The sequence below is a fragment of the Nostoc sp. genome, assembly GCF_036919495.1.
Taxonomy (GTDB): Bacteria; Cyanobacteriota; Cyanobacteriia; order Cyanobacteriales; family Nostocaceae; genus Nostoc.
In genome coordinates this window covers 1-20,908 of sequence record NZ_JBALBZ010000009.1, presented here as the reverse complement: position 1 = coordinate 20,908, position 20,908 = coordinate 1, and the positions used below count along the sequence as shown (strand labels likewise).

The window sequence follows — 20,908 nt, the reverse complement described above, 5'->3', positions numbered from 1 at the left end:
GTCGGAACGGCTCTACCGATACTAGAGACAGATTCGTTATATATAAAGGAGAGTTTCATCTCAACAGCGCCCATCTCTAAGCCTTCTGCCTCCTTTACCTCTAAAATTGTGAAAATACCTATGGTTTTGTTAGAAAGACCATTGAGTTGGAACAGTTCTATGGTTCGAGAGTCAAATTGAACGTCCGAAACACGGGTAAAAACGCTTTTATAGTGGTAACAAAAACGGCATACTCTTAAATCTAAATTGATAATTGACCTAACAACCCAAGAAATTGGTTGTATTGTAAACGGTTATGGTCGCAAACATGACTACAAGCTATTTGTAGAGTGTAAGGTTCGTTTTCACTGCGAAACCTAAAGCTTAGAAGACAGTGGCTAACAAGGAATTTCTAAATTACACACTAATAGTCACTTACCTCAGAAGAAACTTAAAGGAGGTAAGTTAACGAATGTTCAGAAGCAATCCAACCGCGATAAGTGCGAGTCGTCGAGTAGTGATTAAACATTTTAATCGGTGTTTCAAAGTTTTTCGGATTTTGAGTCAGCGCTACCGCAATCGCAGGAAACGTAATAGAAGAGCGCTGTCATTTAATTGCTGGGATTTATAACTTTGAAGTTCAAAAAGCCTAAATTTCTCTTGGATTTAGTCAAACCATCACTATACCACAAAATTTTTTGCAAGAAGTCTAATAAATCCATGCCTACGCAAAACTACATAATTTCGGTAAAATTGGGTAAAGCAATTTTTGCGCTTGTTAAACAAAGGCATCAGCAAACCCATGCAACTGAAACTCAGTGCATCTAAACTTCCCTTCGCCCCTCTTCTCTTAATTGCCCCCTTTTTTCTATGGGGGACGGCAATGGTAGCCATGAAAGGAATAATACCCCATACCACACCGCTATTCATGGCAGGTGTGCGTCTGATACCAGCAGGGATGTTAATTCTGATTGCAGCAGCATTTATGGGTAAACCCCAGCCGAAAGGTTGGGCTGCATGGCTGTGGATTGCCTTATTTGCCCTCGTAGATGGGACGCTGTTTCAAGGCTTTTTGGCAGAGGGATTGGTTAGAACCAGTGCGGGGTTAGGGTCTGTGATGATTGACTCTCAACCCTTGGCTGTTGCCTTACTATCGTTGTGGCTATTCCAGGAACACATTGGTTTTTGGGGATGGCTGGGGCTGGGCTTGGGTGTAACAGGCATTAGTTTAATTGGTTTACCTGATGAGTTGATTTTACATTTTCTCGACTCAGGCGCAAATATCACAATTGGTAACTGGCAAGATTTGTTTGCTAGTGGTGAGTGGTTGATGCTCTTAGCAGCCCTATCAATGGCAGTGGGAACAGTGTTGATTCGGTTTGTGTGCCGACATGCTGACCCAGTAACCTCTACAGGATGGCACATGATTTTGGGTGGATTGCCACTATGGGGAGTTTCATCAGTTATCGAATCCCAGCAATGGGAGAATCTAGGAGCATCTGATTTAGTGGCTTTGGGTTATGCTACCGTATTTGGCAGTGCGATCGCCTACGGTTTATTCTTCTACTTTGCCTCTAGTGGCAGTCTCACCAGTCTTAGTTCCCTCACCTTCCTCACACCCGTTTTTGCCCTACTATTCGGCAATCTCTTCCTCTCAGAAGTCCTCAGTCCGTTGCAGTGGGTCGGTGTTTTCTTAACTTTAATCAGCATCTATCTCATTAACCAACGTGATACTTTAGCAGCGCAAAACGACACAGTTACTGTCGGCGAAATAGCTAATATACAGCAACCAGTTTTAGAAGCATCTGCTAAAAAATTGAACCCCATAACTTTCGGAGTGAGAGAATCAGAACGAGAAATTTTACCCTAACTCGTTAAAGGTAAGATGAGAGAGAAATCAATTTAAAATTCAAAATTTAAGAAAAAGACTGGGAGAGATGAAAGAGAACACCCAATTCCCAATGCCCAAGAAAAAATGACAGTTAACATTTGGTAATCTTGAAGCTATTGTGGTATCGAAGAAGAATACTTCAAAAGCACTTTCAGGCTGAAACTTGCAATATGAGGCTATGTCGTTCCTCAATTTTGATATTTACCTGTTTTTCTTGCGTGGGTTTTTACCCAAATCGTGCAAGCACAGCAACACCTAACCTAGCACCTGAAACTTTAGAACTTGCACAAGCTAGTTCAACAGTCACTGCTAGTCCGAATGTTTTGAGATATGGTAGTCGAAAATCAGATGTACAGAGATTACAAACCCAATTAAAGGAGTTGGGATACTACAGTGGCGTGATAGATGGAGAGTACAACGCCAGTACAGAAATCGCTGTAACTAAATTCCAGAAAGCAAAGGGTTTAAAAGTAGATGGTCTTGCTGGTCTGGTGACTAGGGGGAGGCTGCAAGCAGCAATGATATCCAAAAATCAGATTGCCACCTCTCCAATAGTTGCCTCTGTTGCTGCGACTTCCAAACCAATTACAACATCCGAACCACCAGATAAAGGTTTTCTCTGGTGGTTAATATTATCCATCGCGGCTCTAGGAAGTATTGGCACACTTGTTTATCTGCTGAGGTGGTTTCGTCAGGGGAAACAAGTGCAATCCGAAATATCAGAGACTAAAAGTTTGAGTGAAGCTAACAAAACCCCCATGATATCACCCTCTCCAGAGACTGTAACTAATCCACAAACAGATATGCCACCACTCGCCACAAAATTACTGCTACCAGGAAAAACTTCTCGGCTAACTAAACTCAATATTGTTGAGGAATTAATTCAAGACTTACGCAATTCTGACCCAACAAAGCGGCGCAGGGCTATTTGGGATTTGGGTCAGCAGGGAGATTCGCGGGCAATTCAGCATCTGGTTGACCTGATGATTGATGCCGATTCTCAAGAAAGCAGCTTAATTTTGGCAGCTTTGGCAGAAATTGGTATCCGCACACTCAAACCAATGAATCGTGGACTAGCAATCTCACTGCAAGATGAAAGTCCACAAGTGCGGCAAAATGCGATTCGTGACCTGACGCGTGTTTATGACATGATGGGTCAAATGAGTCAGATGTTGCACCATGCACTAGAAGACCCAGATGCCGAGGTACAAGCAACAGCACGATATGCTTTAATTCAGATGAATCGAATGCGTGGTTTGCCGGAACAACAAAGTCTACCAGAAGATTCACATAACGATTCACGAGAATAAACCTAAAAATATTTCAATTGAATTTGGATATCAGTGTCCGGGCCTGCCACTAAAAATGCTGCTTCGCTAAATTTGGCCGCTCTTGTGCGAATTTCTGGGTTTCTGGAAAATCCAAAGCCTTCGCTTGGTATACCAAAAACATTTCTATTGAGAGTGCCGTCATTATTTTGATCGTGGAAGACAGCAACGGCGTAACTACCTGCTTTCAAGTTCTCAAAGGTAATAAGTAAGGGAGTGCTAGTAATCTTGGTACACTGCTTTTGTAAGCTGCGATCGCGATCGCTAGGAAATCCTTTACTGTTAGCAAATATACTGGCACAGACTTGTCCTTGTTTATTCTTCAAGCCATCAATTTCTACGGTGAGTTTGCCGTTAAAATTTGCCTTGGCACTAAATGACCACGCCAGATTTCCCAGAACTGCTAATAGCAGCATACTAACTCTTAATCCTCTAACCATAAAATTTTCTCAAGGTAAAATAAGTTCTGCTGAAATTAAGTTTTAACTTTGATTCAGATCAGGCAGATTCATGGTGCCATTATTTAGTCAATACTCGCAAGCATCCTGCTATATTTCGTCTCTAGATTTGTCTAAGTAAGTCTGAGAGAAGTAAGCTATTCCGTGATATCATGTTCGCTTGATTACTTATTATTAAACCCGAAGAACCCCACTCCGCCAAAGGGAGAAGCTAGCGCCAAGGGGCTTTCCCCCATGAGCGACTGGCGTGTGGGGTGCAATGACTGTGGAAATCATAACTAATTATGCGAACATGATATGAAATGGTATTAGTTAGTATTTTTAGTTGCGATCGCTAAAATAATAAACTGCCAATCAGGTAAAAATTTGAAAAAGTAAGTGGTTTTATACCTCCTACTTTTCCGGCTTGGATAGAGAATTTTGCAAAATCAGTTCAATCTATTAATTATGCATTGGTAGTTCATATTAGTATTCCTTTAGACCAGTTGTTAAAAAATCAGAAAACCAAATTACCTTAGTAAAAGTTTAAGAAACTGTTGTTACTATCCTGAGATGCTGAATTGGTTGAGCTATTTACAAAAGAGTTGTCGCTCAGGTAAACTCACAGGCGATCGCTATCATTATTGATTGGGTGCAGCAGTTGAGCTAAGACGCTCCACCTCTTAGCTTATCGTTAAACATCGCCTAGCCCATTCAGCATCAATCACTAAAAGAAATATCTATCAAAACTCTTATACAAGCTTACAGCCTGAATTAAATAGAATCATAGGGCTAACAAACCTAATTTCCTTAAAAAAACAGGGTTTACAGTACCTGTAATATGGGAAACTTGGCAATATTCCCTATAAATCAGATTCAAGATGAGTAAAACGATTTCGGACATCGCAGTTAAGACTATCAACGGTGAGGATAAACAATTAAATGAGTATATCGGCAAGGTACTTTTAATTGTAAATGTGGCATCCTACTGCGGTTATACTTCTCAATACGAGGGGTTAGAAAAATTGAACCAGAAGTATGAGAAAGCAGGGTTACGTATTTTAGGGTTCCCCTGTAACGATTTTGGAGCGCAGGAACCAGGAAGCAATGAAGAGATTGTGAAATTCTGCACGAGTAAATATAGTATTACCTTTGAACTATTCGATAAAGTTCATGCTAAAGGCTCGCAGCAGCATCCACTTTATGAAAGACTTACTAAAGCCGTTGAGCCAACGGGAACTATTGCTTGGAACTTTGAAAAATTTTTAGTTAATAAACAAGGTGAAGTGATAGCTAGATTTAATAGTAGTATCCAACCAAATTCACCAGAAATCGTTGCCATAATCGAAAAAGAATTAGCTAAATAGTTATTAGTCATTAAATAAAAAATTATGTCTTATTGACTATTGACTGTTAGCTTTGGAGTGTTAAATTGATTTACGTCTAGTCCCTTAATTGAGAAAATATTCTCGATTAGTAATTTAATTGTGTCTAATTTGTCATGAATGTTGCAATCATTGGTTGTGGTTATGTTGGTTATAAAGCTGCTCAATATTGGCAGGAAAAGGGGGATTTTGTTGTCAGTGTAACCACAACTTCCTCTGAGCGTGTCCCTGCACTAAAATCAGTATCCCAAAGAGTTGTAGTTACCCGTGGTAATGACTTAGATAGTCTAAAATCAGTTTTGCACAATCAAGATGTTGTACTTTTGAGCGTTGGTGCAAAAGGTGCAGAACTTTATGAAGAAACTTATCTAAAAACTGCCCAAACTTTAGTTTCATCCTTACAGCAGGTTCCGAGTATAAAACAATTAATATACACAGGTAGTTATGCCGTATATGGTGACAGAAATGGTGTTTGGGTAGATGAAGAAACACCGCTTGCACCCGCTAATTCAAATGCACAAATTCTCCGAAAAACAGAGGAAATGCTGATATCAGCATCTAGCGAAAATCTCCGCGTTTGTATATTTCGCTTAGGAGGAATCTATGGCCCTGGTAGAGAGCTGGTGAAAATATTTAGCAGATATTCTGGTACAACTCGTCCCGGCGGTGAGGATATCACAAATTGGATTCACCTTGATGATATTGTTGGTGCAATAGAATTTGCCCGTCACCGTCGTTTACAAGGGATTTATAATCTGGTAGATGATGCACATCTCACTAGTCGAGATTTGCTAGATAACCTATTTGAAAAACATAATTTACCCAAAGTTATATGGGATACTTCTATTAAGAGTACCCGCCCATATAATGCTTGGGTATCGAATGAAAAGCTTAAAGAAGCTGGATACCAGCTAATTCATCCACAAATAATTTTTTAGCAACTATTAAAACTAAGAATTATGCAACCATCTGCTGTAACAAACACAACCAATTTGACAGCACATCCTAGCCAGTTTTACAGTTGGCAGAATTATCGTTGCGCCTACGAAGTTCATCAACCAACTAACACAACACCTGAAGGCATTCCTTTACTGTTAATTCATCCTATTGGCGTCGGATTGTCGCGGCAATTTTGGCAGCGATTTTGCCACGAATGGGACAATACAGGTCAGCGTAATTTAATTTATAACCCTGATTTGCTAGGGTGTGGCGAAAGTGATATGCCTCATCTGGCTTACACTCCTAATGATTGGGCAGAACAGTTGCAGTACTTTTTACAAACAGTAGTGCAAAAACCTGTGATTGTAGTAGTACAAGGTGCTTTATTACCAGTTGCGATTGCATTAGTCCAAAAGCAATCAAACTTAATTACCAAACTTGTCCTCTCTGGGCCTCCAACGTGGGCTTTGATGACAAATAAATCACCAGAATGGCGGCAAAAATTTGCTTGGAATCTGTTAGATTCGCCTTTTGGGAGTGCTTTTTATCGCTATGCACGCACCCGAAAGTTTTTACATTCTTTCTCGACTCGTCAACTTTTTGCTTCTGAGAATGCTGTGGATGCTGAGTGGTTGAACACGTTGGTTGCAGGTGCAGAAAATCCTGCTAGTCGTCATGCAGTGTTTTCTTTTTTAGCAGGATTTTGGCGACAGGATTATACTAGTTCTATCGCCTCTATTGAGCAACCAACATTAGCGGTTATGGGAGAGACTGCATCAAGTATTAGTCAAAAAGGTAAAAAAGAAACGCCAGACGAACGCTTAACTCACTATCTCGCCTGTTTGCCTCAAGGCCAAGGTATAAAAATAAATGGGCGCAATGTTTTACCCTATGAATCAACTACTGAATTTATAGCAGCGATCGCGACCTTTATCAACGAGAATTCAGAATGAATTGGTATCAGACTGAGTAATGAATATTAGTTTAAAACCTTGCCCCTTATAGGCGCAATGAAATTCAAATATTCTTCCGGTTATTACTCCATCCCTTAAGAGCAAGACGCTGCGCGAACATGGGTAGAGCATTCTGACTTCTGACTTCTGACTCCTGAATTCTGTTTTCTTAATGAAGTTTTTTAGCTGATTGATAGTTATATCATACCAGTCTTCCCATGATAGGTTATGACTGGAATTGATTACTTCAGGAAGCAAAATTATGTTCCCCAATCGCCGAGGAGAAAAAGTTCCTACTGTCACTTTTCATACACGCCAGGGCAGCCAGTGGGTGGATGTGACAACGGATCAATTGTTTGCTAATAAGACAGTAGTTGTCTTCTCCTTACCAGGTGCTTATACACCGACTTGTTCATCAACTCACCTCCCTGGTTATAACGAATTGGCAGGGGTTTTCAAAGAAAATGGAGTTGATGACATTATCTGTATTTCTGTCAATGATGCCTTTGTAATGAACGAATGGGCAAAGGATCAAGAAGCAGAAAATATCACACTCATTCCTGATGGTAATGGTGAATTTACTGAAGGAATGGGGATGTTGGTAGACAAATCAGACTTGGGATTTGGGAAGCGATCGTGGCGCTACTCAATGCTCGTAAGAGATGGTGTAATTAACCAAATGTTTATTGAGCCAGACGAGCCAGGAGATCCCTTTAAGGTATCCGATGCTGAAACAATGCTCAGATATATCAACCCCCAAGCAGTGAAGCCCGAACTCGTTTCTCTGTTTGCCAAAGTCGGTTGTCCCTTCTGTGCGCGTGCCAAAGAGATGCTCAAGGAACATAATATTAATTACGAGGAAATTACCTTGGGTAAGGATATCACCACCCGTTCCTTACGAGCAGTTACAGGTGCAACAACAGTTCCCCAAGTGTTTATCGATGGTAAATTGATTGGTGGTTCTGAGGCATTAGAAGCCTACTTCACTGCTAAATAGTTTTCACTAGGGGCGCACAGATGTGCGTCCCTACAACGTATTCAAAGGTCGCCCATCTTTTGTTTTGAGTTTTAGTAACGGCGATCGCGTTCCAAATCATAAATCACTTTCTCCAAATACCATGCATCCGATTGACCCGCGTGCCTCTGGCGCTGCTGTTTGAGTAATCGTTCGGCTGTTGTGGCATCACCATTAAGTGAGATAAGTAAACGTTTTTGCAGTTTTCTGTTTTTCGGGTCACTGAAGTATGGCTTAGAACCCTTGCCCCGTGGTTGAGTTGACCACAGTTTGATTAAAGCAAGTGATAAGCTGATGATCAGAACCACCACAATCAATCCCATACTTCTTGAAATTAAGTAGTTATTATTTTATATTTTGTAAAAATTTTACCTTTATAGCCTCAGTGATTTTTTGGATGTTTTCGTAGTTAAACTAAAAACATCTAAATTGCATAGTCGAATTAAATCAAACTCTTGTGGGGTTTATTCAAAATACAATATGTTTGCTATAATCCGCCAAATTTTAAACCAATTTTTTAGTAACTCAAGGACAATCAATAACGAACCACTGAATAAAGTAAGTTTGATTGTCATTATTTTAATTGATATTTTTATCTTGATTAATGTTTTTACGGGACTCGATGATATTAGCAGATGGCATATCAGCCCGACCGAAGCTTATCCATGTTATTCGGAGTGGCAAAATTACCGGACAAAAAACACTCAAGATAAAGACTATGAAATTGTTAAACTTTCATTACCAGATAATCCGAATAATCAACTCAGTTTTCAACGAAACTATCAACAAGCCGAAACAGGACATCTAGGTAAAGTTTCTAAAACGTGTTTGCAATATGCCGACTATAAGGATAAAATTAACAATCCTGATAAGCAGCAAATCATCAAAACTATTGATCGGAAACAAGCGAAAATCATTACGCTTGAACAAGCCAATAGCACTATTAAAGCCCAATATGACTCAACGTTATTAGAAAAAATAGCAGGTCAGGGCCGTGAACAATCAATTAATCAAGTCAGTGCTGAAAAGGCTAAACAGACATTAGAACAAAATAATCGCCAAATTTCTACTCTTAAACAAGAAAATTCTACTCTTAAAAATGAACTGCTTATCAAACCGGAAAGTATTAGTTTTATAGCCTTTCTTAAAGATGATAATCAATTCCGGCAAGTTGACAAAGGCTATCAGCAGGCATCATTTTGGTATCCCAGTATCCAGCTTGCTTTTCAGTCCCTCTTTCTTCTACCGTTAATTCTCATTGCCTTATCAGTTCACAAATTTTCCCAAAGAAGAGGATTTGGACTAATCTCACTAATTAGCTGGCATTTGCTAGTTATCTTTTTTATTCCACTAATCGTTAAAATATTTGAATTTCTTCAAATTGGGGCAATATTTAAATTCCTTTTTGATATTATTAGTGCCCTTTTTGGTGGTTTACTTTTCCTGATCAATTATGCTTATATCTTGCTGATTCCAATTATCGGTTTTGGAATTATTCAGTTTTTTCAAAAATTTGTCTTTAATGTTAAAGTCCAGGCAGCTAGCAGAGTCCAAAAATCACGCTGTGTAAATTGCGCCAAGAAAATTCGACATCTTGATACTTACTGCCCGCACTGTGGTTATTATCAAGACATTGAATGTCAAAATTGTCATAATCTGACTTATAAATATTTGCCGTATTGTAAACATTGTGGAGCTTCTCAAAATACTAATATTTTGTAATCAGTAAAGTTGTGAAAGTTTCGCTATGCTTGGCTCCAAACAACATTATTAAATTTGTTTGGTGTTCAGGAGTCAAAGTAACTAAAACTGTCTGCTGATAGATGACATTGAGAAACAACTTCTACGTTAATTGATTACAAGAACTTAATATAGAAAAAGTGAAAAAAGCCAATAAAGAGAGTCCGTCGCCTCTTTCTTTTATCAAAAACCTGTTGATTGCCCGTTGGCGATCGCTCTTACTCCTCTTGATAGGAGTATACTTACCTTTGCAGATTTTTGAAATTCTGACAGTGAAGATATGGGAAAATAAAGCTGGCTTCCCGTGGGATGTGCCTATTTTATTAGCAGTTCATTCTACAGCAAACCCACAGCTTGATGTTTTAGCCGTGACGCTAGCGAGAATTGGAGAGCCTTGGACGGCGGTACCAATATTAGGTGCGATCGCACTCATATTATTACTTCAAAAACGCTGGCGATCGCTAGCTTATTTACTCACCGTCTCAGCAGGAAGTACGATCATCAACCGCACAGCAAAGGAATTAATGCATCGAGTGCGTCCACAATTGTGGCAGTCCATTGCGCCTGAGTATAGTTTTGCCTTTCCCAGTGGTCATGCCATGACGAGTATAACTATAGTAGCAATTTTGCTATTTTTAACTTGGGATAGCTCCCGACGCTGGTTAGTTCTCATCTTTGGTAGCTTATACATAATAGCTATTGCGTGGTGTCGTCTCTATCTGGGGGTACATTTTCCCAGCGACGTTCTCGCGGGTTCGATGGTTGCATTAGGTTGGACAATTGGCGTCAGTCTAATTATCAAACCCTATAGAACTATAGCCAAATCGGTACATGGCGATCGCCCTGAGGATGAAACTACCTTACTCCCTGAAGAAAGAGAGTTGATAAATAAGGAGTAAGGGACTTCCAAATAAAAAATGTTCCAAAACTGAGGCAAAAACTCTCTCTATTTCTTCTCTCTGGGTTCTCTGCGCGGCAGTCGCTCATGGGGGAAACCCCCAAGACCGCGCTGCCTTGTCTCTGTGGTTCGTTTCTTGGAATAATTTATTTCTTGGAAGTCCCTAATATTATGTCCGCTTAAAGGATTATTTTTTAGGCTGACGCACAGACACAGACAAAAATCAAACTATAACCTTTTCTCAGTCGTCTTTAGACGACTTTTGCTATTAGACTCAGAATTCATTCTGAGGTGGGCTAGATGAGAATGAAATAAGCCCTGGCTTTCTTGGTAGATGCATTGATCCCTCATGCGTCTACAATCTCTTGCAATTTGTTCGGGTTAGTTCTCAATAATACAAAAAATATTCTGCCATTTTGATATACATGTAAAAAAAAAGAGGTATTAAATTTGACTATTTTAGAATTTTCATTATTAATTTGGATTGGTTCATTTAGCGCTGGCTTGTTAGGGGCGCTAACTGGGTTAGGAGGTGGAGTAGTAATTGTTCCGTTATTAACTTCTGTATTTGGTGTTGATATTCGCTATGCCGTTGGTGCTTCACTAGTATCTGTAATTGCAACTTCTTTGGGTGCAGCATCTACCTATATTAAAAAAGGCTATACCAATTTGCGATTGGGAATGTTTTTAGAAGTAGCCACAACCATTGGTGCGATCGCAGGAGCAATGATCGCTACTTTTGTTTCTGTGAAAGCCCTGACTATTGTACTAGCGATCGTCCTCATTTATTCAGCATACCTTCCAGTAACACAGTAGCACAATTGCCTAATAGCTGCTCACTTGATGTTAACAATAATTTGACAAAAACATCAAGTGAGCAGCAATTGGAATATTTGCTTAGTAATCTTATGAAATATGGTGTTTTGATAGCTAGTGCTGTCGTTTTGCTGGGGGGTATACTCTACTTGATTCATCACGGTGCTGAACCTGCTGGATATCACTTTTTTCGGGGAGAACCATCGGAATTTCGCTCACCAGCAGGTGTAGTAAAAGCAGTTTTATCAGGTAGCGATGCCTACGGTGGGCTACGCCTACGCGCGATTATTCAACTCGGACTTTTACTATTAATTGCTACTCCAATTGTGCGTGTTTTTATTTCTCTATTGACTTTCTTATTACAGCGAGAATTTATCTATGTGATTGTTACTTTATTAGTAATGACTAGTTTGATTTACAGTCTGGTAGGAGCGTATTATTAGAACTATAAAAAAATGGGCAAAAGGTTGATTTTGCCCCTGACAAAAATTAATCTTCTAGACCTATTATGATCCTTGCAAAAGTTCATTTATTGAACTTATACTCTGTTTAACTTGTTCTAGCAGAGAAGTTCTTAAAAAGTCAAAGCTGACCGTTGAAATATTGAATAATCCTAAAGCATACAATAGGCTCGAAATCCCAATAAATAAAGCCAAAAATCTGCCAAAACAACCGGGATTAATTTCAATAAAACCTAATTTAGATTGTCCGATGATGGCAATCGTTATAAAAACAATTCCTGCTATTAAAAATGTGCTATTTGGAGTTAAATCTGTCATTTTCCTATTAAGATGCCTCAATAATTTTATTGTAGCTATTATTAATTCAAATTTCTGTCCCGGCTATATGTAAAATAAAAAATTTTATACTCAACATCGACTTACCCCAGTCTAAGGAGGCTTTGCTTGTTGCAGTATCGGTGTTGGATTTCATTGTATGCTATGATTTAAAAAGATATAGTTTGATTTTGAAACCTATTGAGCGATAAGTCGCGGTGATTGTCTCAATTAGGTTTAAATCCCTGTATTTAGCTTAAATATCATAGAATAAACTCAGATTTTATAAAATGCGTAGGCGTAGCACACGGTAGACACCGCACTCATGTATCTTTGATATAAATCACCGCCCAATACCATCTGAGTAAAACTTCTATTTTGCTGAAACTATTCAGTGGTAAAACCTCCAGTATCAAAAAGCTAAATGTTATCCCTCCTGTACTAGGACAGTACAGCGTAACGAAACCATCCATTTCAAATCAACGAAACTCTTACGCTGTATTCATTTTGACTTTTGACTTTTGAATGAGTGACTTCCGCCTTGCGGTACTAGACTTTGGTTTAGTTTATATATTAAACTACACTAAGTCGATAGAAATAATGGGTTTTTATGGAAAGCGTCCAAAATGTCAGTCAAGAGTTGAATGTAGCAGAAGACACAACTCAGGAGGGCTTAGAACAGTTTACTCCAAAAGAGTTCAAGAAAGACATTTTCAAAAAACTCAGAGGTGGATTCTTTTTAGTATTAGGATATTTATTGTCACCACTATGTTGGTGGAATGATCTACTATTTAATTTGCCAATAGCTTATGGTTTTGGGTATGCATGTAGTTTGCTTTCCCCAAAATTACTTTTACCTTGTTCGATTATAGGATACTGGCTCTCTAATATTGTGGGAATTCTCTTGATGCAATTCGGTTCTAAAGACATTTTTCAAAAAGAACCTCAAGAGCATAACCTGAAAAAAGAATTAATCACGGGTTTAATTTCTTCAACAGCTTATACACTGTTGATTATTCTATTGATCCAGTTGAAGATTCTTGATTCTCCTATTTTATTCGCCAACGGTTAATTTAAGTGATTACGTTTCTACAAATGAATCGATTGTAGGGATTACAGGGAGCATCCCATTTATATAAAAATACCGGAGGGATGTGTGTACTACATTGATGGGAACTAAACCTACCATCCGCTCTCCAAGTAGTTCCAGAAGTGAGTTTAGAGTAGATCAAACTAAGCTACGGGAGTTGATGGTGCGATTTGGTGATTTGTTTAATCGGAATTTCAATCCAAAATTCTGTACCTAACCCCGGTTGAGAATCACATTTAAACACACCACCGTGTTTATCTACGACAATCTGATAACTTATTGACAACCCCAAGCCAGTGCCTTTTCCTACTGGCTTAGTAGTAAAAAATGGATCGCAGATTCTTGCTTTTAGGGCTTCTGGTATTCCTGGGCCATTGTCTGCAATACGAATTACTACGCTCTTAATATTGCCTTCAAGCTCTCCAAAAGCAGTACAAATGATAATTTGACTGGTATCAGGATTTGATTGAGATTCTCTGTAATCTTCTAGGGCATCGATCGCATTGCTTACAACATTCATAAATACCTGATTCAGTGGCCCAGCATAGCATTCTACTAAGGGCAGATCGCTGTATTCTTTGACTAATTTAATCGCCGGACTTTCTGGTTTTGCTTTTAAGCGATGCTGCAAAATTAGCAAGGTGCTATCAATGCCCTCGTGAATATTAACTGGCTTCATTTCTGCCTGGTCAAGGCGAGAGAAATTCCTTAAACTCAAGACAATTTGCCGGATGCGATCAATTCCAATTTTCATGGAAGATAGAGTTTTGGGCAAATCTTCGATCAGAAATTCTAAGTCTACCTCGAAGGCGCGATCGCGTATCTCAAGACTAGGATTAGGGGTACTTTGCAAATAGAGGTTTAGTATACTGAGTAAATCTTCGGCGTAATCGTTGACATGATTGATGTTGCCATAGATAAAGTTTACCGGGTTATTAATTTCGTGGGCAATACCAGCTACTAGTTGACCCAGTGAGGACATTTTCTCAGTTTGGATCAGTTGGGTTTGAGTTTGCTTTAAATCATGCAGAGCTTGAGTCAGCTTTTCGGTCTGCTCTTTGGTTTGATTATGTAATTGTGCTTGTTTAAGTGCAACCCCAAGCTGATTAGCAATTTGAGTGATAAACTTAATTTCCGAAGCTTCCCAATGGCGCGGTGCAGAGTTCTGGTAAGCTGCTAATAAGCCCCATAGCTGTTGCCCGATAAATATAGGTGCGATCGCATAAGCCCTTGCCTGAATTTGCTCCAAAACCGCAACGTGGCAATCAGAGTGACCCACTTGATAGATGTCATCAACTGCAAAGGTTTCATTGTTACGATATCGCCCACCTTGGGTTTCCTGCAAATAGCTATCTTGCCAAACTGTATTAGTATCAGAGCTTACTAACTTTACCCAACCATCACTCACAAATTCGGCGATATATTCACCACTCCAATCAGCATGAAAGCGGTAAACTGCAACTCGATCAGCTTGTAGTGATTTACAGATTTCTTGGGTAGTTGTCTGAAAAATTGCATCTAGATCAAGAGATTCCCTAACTTTGGCAACAACTTCAAACAATACCCGTTGTTGCTCTGCTGCTTGTTGCAAAATTAACGTCTGTTGTCGTGTCCGAGTGAGTAAATCAGCTTGCTGGAGTGCTACGCCCATTTGACCAGCAATTTGACTGAGAAAGTTAACTTCAGAGGCTTTCCATCGCCGAGGCCCAGTGTGTTGATAAGTTGCCAACAAACCCCAAAGTTTTTGCCCAACAAAAATCGGAGCAAGCACAAAAGCGTGAATTTGAAACTGTTCTAGATTGTCGATATGACACTGATTAAACCCCATTTTGTAGATGTCATCGACCGCAAATGTTTCATTGTTGCGGTAGCGTCCTCCCTGTGTATCTTGTAAATACGTATCATTCCAAACTGTATTAACACCTAGTTCGGACTCATTCGACCAGTATGGACTAGCAGCCTCAAAATCTCCGACAAATTCACCACCCCAATTAGAATCAAAACGATAAACTGAAACGCGATCGGCTTTGATTAATTGGCAAACTTCTTTAGTAGTTGTTTGAAAAATGGTATCTGTGTCAAGAGATTCCCGAATCTCGGCAATAACTTTAAACACAGCCTGTTCTTGTTCAGCTGCCCGTTGTAACTCAACTGTGCGTCTTTTAACTTGTTTTTCTAAATTTTCATTGAAGGTTTGTACTTGTTGGTATAGTTCATACTGCTGAATTGCTGAAGCAAAATGTTTACCGATGTCTGTAGCTAGATCAATTTCTTCGACTGTCCATTTTTGAGCTTGTGCTTTTTTAGATTCGCGCCAAACCTCAAACGATAAACGGGGGTAAAGCTGCCTTTGATCGCTGTCATACTGTCCCGCCCATAGCGTTTCTGTATCTATTTCATTGCGGAAAATACTTAAATAGCCCAGCAATTGCTGACGATACTGAAGTGGGATCATCAACATGCTGCGAATTTTAATTGCTTGAAAAGCGGGTTGCAAACTTCGCAAGCTAGGAGTTTGATATATATCTGAAATCGCCCAAGTATCGTATTTTCCAGAGTTGTAGTGTTCCTGCCAGACGCTATACTGCTCTATCAATGGATATATAGTTTGTTCTGGCATCACAGGCTGCTGTCCACAGATATAAAGCTTGGCACAAGTGTTTCCTGGTATTAAACATTGTGTTAAGCTGCTCATGTCGCCATTATGGGAATCAAAAGCTGCATTTCTAATGCAAAGCCTGCCACCAACGCCATTAAAGGCAGCAACAGCCGCTTCTAGGGCTGGTTGTAATACAATTGTCGGTAATGAATGTAGTAAAGTAGCAATGCGGTTAACGATCGCTTCCCGTTCCCCTGTTTTGCGGACTTGAGTAAGCAGTGTACTTTGAGCGATCGCTACTGACAACTGCTCGACTACCATTTGTACTGCTTCTAGTTCATATTCTGAAATCAAACGCGCTTGGGAATTATGAGACACTAGTAGCCCCCAAAGTTGATCTTGATAGATAATGGGCGCTACTACAGAAGACTTTACCCCCATTGCCGTCAAATATTCAACATGACATGGGTCTACAGGGCGGTAACGGATCTCCTCTGATATAGTTTCTCCATTTTCCAAGTCATGGAGGTGACTTTGACCAATCTCTTGAGTATCAACATTAACAACAGAACGCACCCGTGATTTAATAAATAGTTCACGAGCAGTGGGTGGAATATCATCAGCAGGAAAATTCAGCCCCAATAGCGATGGCAAGCAATTGTTATAAATTGACTCAGCAATGACCTGACCACTGCCATCGGTATGAAATTTGTAAATCATCACTCGGTCAGTTTTTAGGAGCGATCGCACTTCTGCCGTCGTCACTGTGATAATTTCTTCAAACTCTAAGCTTCGCCGGATACGGTTTGTAATGCGGCGTAGTAAATTTTCTTCATGACGACATAAGGGCAAATCTGGTTCAGGGTTGGAGGTCATTGCTTATAGCAAAATCAATTAATAATTTGCAAAGTGACATAATTAAATCTAAAGCTATTTTGAAATTTATTTAATCAATTTGTCTTCAGTAAAACTACGGGCAAATCATTAATCAAAATATTTATTTACCTTTTATACAAATTCAACCATACATCATAGAAACAGACGCTAAAAAATTGCGTCTGTATTAGCTAGAACCAAAAATTCTTCCTTTTTAGTCTTGACCTTTTGTCAAACATTGCCGTAGCAATATTAAACTTTTATATTGTCAGCAAAGCGGATTTTAAGATAGTCATCTTCCATCTTTGCCCCTCCTGGTTGTAGTGCTGCTAAGGCTTGTGGTAAAACTAAGTTACGACGATGATTGCCAATAGTAATGTTTAATTCGTCTCCATTTTTACTTAGTTGAACTTGGTTTTTCGGAATCCCAGGTAAATAAATTTCTAAGCTGTATTGGTTTTGCTCTTGTACGACTCTCATAGTCGTTTCTTTGTAATAAACCTGAGTTGGATCTTCATCTTTATAAAGAGTTTCTTTCAGGCGTTCTAAGGCAGCTAAACCGCACATTTCCTCAGAAAATAGAGGAACTTCTTTCACAGGTAGAGGGTGGAAATTATCATGAATTTCTTGGCGATATTGCTCCTGACTTTCCTTCCAACGTTGGAAAAATGGGTCTTGCACTTCGCGGGGAATAATTCGATTAGCCACAATTAAATCTGTTGCCACATTATACAAACTCAGATAAGCATGAGCACGCAGAGATTCTTTAATCACCATCTTTTCAGGATTAGTTACCAGACGCACTGAAGTTTGAGTATTATCTGTTAATACTTTTTCCAGAGCTTCAATTTGTTCATAAAACTCATAGGGTGCATCCATTACCTCTTTATCTGGTAACGAAAAACCAGCAATTGGTCTAAAAAAAGGTTCAACCAGAGGGCGAAGTGCTACCGAGATGTTTTGGAATGGTTTGTAAAAACGGCGCATATACCAGCCGCCGACTTCAGGTAAACTCAGCAAGCGTAGTGCAGTACCTGTAGGGGCTGAGTCGATAATTAAAACATCAAACTCACCTTCATCGTAATGGCGTTTCATCCTTACCAAGCCAAAAATCTCATCCATGCCTGGTAAAATTGCCAATTCTTCTGCCTGTATGCCGTCTAAACCCCTTGCCTGTAAAACTTGGGTAATATAACGTTTCACCGCACCCCAGTTTCCCTCAAGTTCTTGCAGCGCATCCAATTCTGCACCCCATAGATTTGGACGAATTTTTTGGGGTGCATGTCCCAGTTCTATGTCAAAACTGTCTGCAAGAGAATGAGCGGGATCTGTACTTAAAACCAATGTCTGATAGCCTAGTTCCGCACAACGGAGTCCAGTCGCAGCAGCAACGGAAGTTTTGCCCACGCCGCCTTTACCGGTCATCAAAATTACACGCATAGATGCTTTTGTCCTACCTGAGGATTTTATTACATTTATTTACATTATCGACTGTTTAAGAAAATAAATGCTGCTTCACTCCGTCGAGGCGTGAACAGTTTGAATAGCTTGACTGTTGGCTGACGTCACCTGCCTAGAACTTTAGTTCCAGGCGGGACATGACCAGAAGAGGCAGGGGAGCAGGGAGCTTTTTAGCAAGGGAGAAAGATTCTAAGTTCCCCTGCCAAGAGGGATTCAGAGCAAATAAATTTATTTATGCGTAGGATAGAAACATTTATTTCGAGGCACGCTGTTCGTGTGAAATAATACGTCCTTGTTCCAGAGCTAATACATTTATGTATAGGGTTATCCCCTCTGCCCCCTGCCTCCTGCCCCTTGTCCTCTTGACTTTTAGGGTTAGTTTACTTCTTATTCCAGAGATTAATAAATTCTTTATAGATAGCTGGGGTGATCTGACTTTGTAAGTGAGTTAGTGCATCACGATGGTTTTGATTGTTGTCATCATAATAAGTGAATAGATTTGTCAGCTTGACAATCTCAGGATTTTGATCGTTTGTCCCCCTCCATTTGTTAGTAACTTTGTGCAAAACGTCTTTGGGGAGATTTTGTTGTAAGTTATTTAGGGCTGCAATGTAAGAAGGATTTTGAGGATTCTTTTTGAATTGAGCCAATAAATCTATCAGCTTAATCTGTGACTGTGGCTGCGACTGCGGCTTGTTTGTAAGAGTAGGTTGCTGTAGAATTTGACGCTGTTCAATAGTGGCAATGCCATTTTCAGTTAAACCCTGAGATTTCTGAAATTTTTTGACTGCTGTATAAGTGGCTGGCCCATAAAAAGGCAAGTCTTTTGGAATTTCGGCATTGGTTGCAAAACCGTGAAACTTCAATCTATTCTGAAGTCCGATTACTGTTTCTTCCATTACACTTCGAGTTTGGGCATCAGCGTTACCATTAACCTCAAGTTTTTGTGGATACTGTTTTTGAAACTTTTTAATCGCTTCTTCAGTAGGATCATCTGTTAAGGAGTTGTTATTGCGCTTCCAAGGAGCAAATTTAGTCAGATCCGGTTTAGGATCTATCTCAGGAGCTAAATATCCCAGCCCAATCAATATATGACGGATGACTTCAGGACTACTAACAGCCATACTTTTTGGTTCCTTTGCTACTAAACTACCATTTAATGTATCTTGGTTTACAAAAATTATGTAAGTAGAAATAAATAAATCTAACATGTTTGTTTACAAGTTGTTCCAAACTTTAAGCGATACGTGACCCAAGGTGCAACTCTTTGAGGCATTTAGCTTTGATGATCGATCGCCTCGGGTTGTTTATAAATAGCGATCGCATATATTACATGCCATTATAAGGACAATTTTCTATAAAAAGTAGGCAGCAATAACGCCGTAAGATCGTCATTTTGGTAGTTTAAGTAGCGCGATCGCACTTGTAGAATTAGTGGTTTGCATATATAGCTGAAGTCTTAAACTTGATAGTAGTGCGATCGCTCTTTATTGATTGTAGGGTTAGCAGTGACTATATATTACTGAGTTGGAAGTAGTTTAATATTAAGGTGCGGCAAGAATCTATGCTCTTATAAATGGTCAAAATGAAATCAGTTGCAAAGATCCCTTTAGCCGAGTTTCTCTCCCAACCCAACATTGAGGCTTCCCCCGCATGGGAGTTAATTAACGGGCAAGCGCTGCAAAGATCAATGCCAACCCTTTTATCACTCGCGGCTACAACGCAATTTGGTGAATTACATAAATCGTCATACTGAGCGGTTTGAAGCCGTGCAAGAACTACGTTGTATTGTACCTCCCTACTAGGAAGTTAATTTTGTAGAAAATGCTTTCAAAATTTTTCATGCAGTTTTTGTATCGTCAGATAAGGCGGAAATAAAAACTCAGGTGAATTGAGATTTAGTTAAAGTAAATGGGAAATCTAACTGTAGGTTGCTTGCTCCCATCCAAATTGGGTTAACACCCTAGTATTAAAACTTACGATGAGGTACTTGTGTTTCAAGTTGTTGTTGGTCATAGTGACGATCCTGATTCTCAAAATGCGATCGCTGAAGTACTTCAAAAATGTAGCCGTTCTCTTGCAGGCTCCCTTCCTCAAGCTGGGCTTTTATTCACTGCTATAGACTTTGACCATGCGTTAATTTTGCAACGCATCCAAGATGCTTTTCCCGGAATTGAGTTGATTGGTGGAACTACAAATGGAGAAATCTCCTCAATTCTGGAGTTTCAGCAAGATTCTCTAACCTTAATGCTATTTGCTACCGATGAAGTGGAAATTTGGGCAGGTATTGGACGAGAACCATCCAAAAATCCAGCCCTTGCAGCTCAACAAGCGATCGCACAAGCAAAGGCAAAGAGTGCATCTGTACCACAACTGTGCCTTACCTTTCCTGATAGTCTAACGAGCAATGGGGTTTTAATTTTAGAAGGTTTAAAACAAAGTCTGGGAGAACATATTCCCATCATTGGGGGAATGGCTGCCGATGACTATACCTTTGACAAAACTTACCAATTCTTCCAAGGTGAAGTATTGAGTGATTCAGTTCCAGTGCTGCTATTCTCTGGACAACTACTATTTTCCCACGGAGTTGCCAGTGGTTGGACTCCCATCAGCCAACGTAGCCGTGTAACTACAGCACTTACGGCTGTTATGAGGTACAGTAACAGCAACTGGCAAACCAGTTTCTTAAATGTTGAGGATTTATTAAGTCGAGTGCAACTGAGAT

17 protein-coding genes and 1 pseudogene are annotated in these 20,908 nt (G+C 39.6%); 12 read left to right on the top strand and 6 right to left on the bottom strand.

The annotated features are described in order from the left end of the window. The first annotated feature begins 781 nt into the window (after positions 1–781). Both V7K25_RS01045 and V7K25_RS01040 read left to right on the top strand, forming a co-directional pair. Complete coding sequence (locus V7K25_RS01045; protein WP_335154298.1) at positions 782–1,849, top strand: DMT family transporter; 1,068 nt, start codon at positions 782–784, stop codon at positions 1,847–1,849. A 191-nt stretch (positions 1,850–2,040) separates the two neighbouring features. Continuing rightward, complete coding sequence (locus tag V7K25_RS01040; RefSeq protein WP_335154297.1) at positions 2,041–3,180, top strand: peptidoglycan-binding protein; 1,140 nt, start codon at positions 2,041–2,043, stop codon at positions 3,178–3,180. A gap of 2 nt (positions 3,181–3,182) precedes the next feature. Here V7K25_RS01040 and V7K25_RS01035 read toward each other — a convergent pair whose 3' ends face one another. Further along, on the bottom strand, positions 3,183–3,638 hold the full coding sequence (locus V7K25_RS01035) for a DUF2141 domain-containing protein (protein ID WP_335154295.1): 456 nt from the start codon (positions 3,636–3,638) through the stop codon (positions 3,183–3,185). Between the two features lie 878 nt (positions 3,639–4,516). Between V7K25_RS01035 and V7K25_RS01030 the strand changes: the two genes are divergently transcribed. From V7K25_RS01030 to V7K25_RS01015, 4 genes are all read left to right on the top strand, one after another. Next, positions 4,517–5,002: a glutathione peroxidase gene (locus tag V7K25_RS01030; protein ID WP_335154293.1), complete on the top strand. Its 486-nt coding sequence runs from the start codon at positions 4,517–4,519 to the stop codon at positions 5,000–5,002. Positions 5,003–5,136: 134 nt separating this feature from the next. After that, the gene (locus V7K25_RS01025; RefSeq protein WP_335154291.1) at positions 5,137–5,958 is read left to right on the top strand and encodes an SDR family oxidoreductase; all 822 of its coding nucleotides are present in this window, start codon (positions 5,137–5,139) and stop codon (positions 5,956–5,958) included. Positions 5,959–5,979: 21 nt separating this feature from the next. Continuing rightward, positions 5,980–6,912 carry an alpha/beta fold hydrolase gene (locus tag V7K25_RS01020; RefSeq protein ID WP_335154289.1) on the top strand — a complete coding sequence of 311 codons (933 nt, stop codon included), beginning with the start codon at positions 5,980–5,982 and terminating at the stop codon, positions 6,910–6,912. Between the two features lie 262 nt (positions 6,913–7,174). Next, a complete protein-coding gene (locus V7K25_RS01015) occupies positions 7,175–7,909 on the top strand; it encodes a glutathione peroxidase (protein ID WP_335154287.1) in 735 nt (244 codons plus the stop codon). A gap of 71 nt (positions 7,910–7,980) precedes the next feature. Here the strand turns inward: V7K25_RS01015 and V7K25_RS01010 are convergent, their stop codons facing one another. Next, entirely contained in the window at positions 7,981–8,250 is a 270-nt protein-coding gene (locus V7K25_RS01010) for a hypothetical protein (protein ID WP_335154285.1), read from the bottom strand. A 157-nt stretch (positions 8,251–8,407) separates the two neighbouring features. On the opposite strand from V7K25_RS01010, the gene V7K25_RS01005 reads away from it, so the two are divergent. From V7K25_RS01005 to V7K25_RS00990, 4 genes and pseudogenes are all read left to right on the top strand, one after another. Beyond that, on the top strand, positions 8,408–9,649 hold the full coding sequence (locus V7K25_RS01005) for a hypothetical protein (protein ID WP_335154283.1): 1,242 nt from the start codon (positions 8,408–8,410) through the stop codon (positions 9,647–9,649). A gap of 158 nt (positions 9,650–9,807) precedes the next feature. Beyond that, the gene (locus V7K25_RS01000; RefSeq protein WP_335154281.1) at positions 9,808–10,566 is read left to right on the top strand and encodes a phosphatase PAP2 family protein; all 759 of its coding nucleotides are present in this window, start codon (positions 9,808–9,810) and stop codon (positions 10,564–10,566) included. Between the two features lie 449 nt (positions 10,567–11,015). Then, positions 11,016–11,366 (top strand): annotated as a pseudogene (locus tag V7K25_RS00995) (TSUP family transporter); the annotation flags it as partial. Beyond that, positions 11,360–11,824: a DUF1634 domain-containing protein gene (locus V7K25_RS00990; RefSeq protein WP_335154300.1), complete on the top strand. Its 465-nt coding sequence runs from the start codon at positions 11,360–11,362 to the stop codon at positions 11,822–11,824. The pseudogene V7K25_RS00995 and the gene V7K25_RS00990, both read left to right, overlap by 7 nt. Positions 11,825–11,887: 63 nt before the next feature. Here V7K25_RS00990 and V7K25_RS00985 read toward each other — a convergent pair whose 3' ends face one another. Then, positions 11,888–12,160, bottom strand: a complete 273-nt coding sequence (locus V7K25_RS00985) for a hypothetical protein (RefSeq protein WP_335154279.1) — start codon at positions 12,158–12,160, stop codon at positions 11,888–11,890. A gap of 607 nt (positions 12,161–12,767) precedes the next feature. On the opposite strand from V7K25_RS00985, the gene V7K25_RS00980 reads away from it, so the two are divergent. Continuing rightward, entirely contained in the window at positions 12,768–13,229 is a 462-nt protein-coding gene (locus V7K25_RS00980) for a hypothetical protein (protein WP_335154277.1), read from the top strand. A gap of 166 nt (positions 13,230–13,395) precedes the next feature. On the opposite strand, the gene V7K25_RS00975 is transcribed toward V7K25_RS00980, so the two are convergent. From V7K25_RS00975 to V7K25_RS00965, 3 genes are all read right to left on the bottom strand, one after another. Next, complete coding sequence (locus V7K25_RS00975; RefSeq protein ID WP_335154275.1) at positions 13,396–16,722, bottom strand: GAF domain-containing protein; 3,327 nt, start codon at positions 16,720–16,722, stop codon at positions 13,396–13,398. Between the two features lie 252 nt (positions 16,723–16,974). Beyond that, entirely contained in the window at positions 16,975–18,162 is a 1,188-nt protein-coding gene (locus V7K25_RS00970; protein ID WP_229556380.1) for a TRC40/GET3/ArsA family transport-energizing ATPase, read from the bottom strand. 401 nt (positions 18,163–18,563) lie between these two features. Continuing rightward, the gene (locus tag V7K25_RS00965; protein ID WP_335154271.1) at positions 18,564–19,394 is read right to left on the bottom strand and encodes a peptidoglycan-binding domain-containing protein; all 831 of its coding nucleotides are present in this window, start codon (positions 19,392–19,394) and stop codon (positions 18,564–18,566) included. A gap of 781 nt (positions 19,395–20,175) precedes the next feature. On the opposite strand from V7K25_RS00965, the gene V7K25_RS00960 reads away from it, so the two are divergent. Continuing rightward, a partial coding sequence (locus V7K25_RS00960; RefSeq protein ID WP_335154270.1) for an FIST signal transduction protein occupies positions 20,176–20,908 on the top strand: 733 nt, incomplete at its 3' end.